Origin of the sequence: Nonomuraea sp. 3N208 (assembly GCF_052245935.1) — a bacterium.
Lineage (GTDB): Bacteria > Actinomycetota > Actinomycetes > Streptosporangiales > Streptosporangiaceae > Nonomuraea.
On the sequence record NZ_JBQQBR010000191.1, the window covers coordinates 1 to 549 of the forward strand.

Annotated in this window: 1 protein-coding gene; it reads left to right on the forward strand. The window is 67.4% G+C overall.

The features are described 5' to 3' along the window. Positions 1–17: 17 nt before the first annotated feature. Positions 18–549 (forward strand): acyltransferase domain-containing protein (locus ACTWPT_RS60175; protein ID WP_443186508.1); only part of this gene is annotated, 532 nt, incomplete at its 3' end.

The following is a 549-nucleotide window of genomic DNA, read 5'->3' on the forward strand; positions in this document are numbered from 1 at the left end:
CGGTGGTCTCTGGTGATGTGGAGGCTTTGGAGGAGTTGCTGGCCGGTTGTGAGCGGGCGCGGCGGATCGAGGTGGATTATGCCTCGCATTCCGCGCATGTGGAGGCGATCGAGGAGGAGATCGCGAGTCTGCTGGCTCCGATCAGCCCGCGTGTGTGCGAGGTGCCGTGGTATTCGACCGTGCGTGAGACCTGGCTGGACGGCACTGAGGTGGATGCCGCGTATTGGTATGAGAACTTGCGGCGGACGGTGTGGTTTGGGCCGGCGGTCGGGGAGTTGGCGGGTGGCGGGTTCCGGTTCTTTGTGGAGGTCAGTGCGCATCCGGTGGTGCAGATCGGGATGCGGGAGGTGTTGGAGGAGGCCGCTGCGGAGGCGGCGGTGGTGTGTGGCACGTTGCGTCGTGAGGAGGGTGGTCTGCGCCGGTTGTGGGCGAGTGCGGCCGAGTTGTGGGTGCACGGTGCCGGTATCGACTGGCAGGGGGTGTTCGAGCCGGCCCGGCCGCGGCGGGTGGAGCTGCCCACCTACGCCTTCCAGCACCAGCGCTACTGGC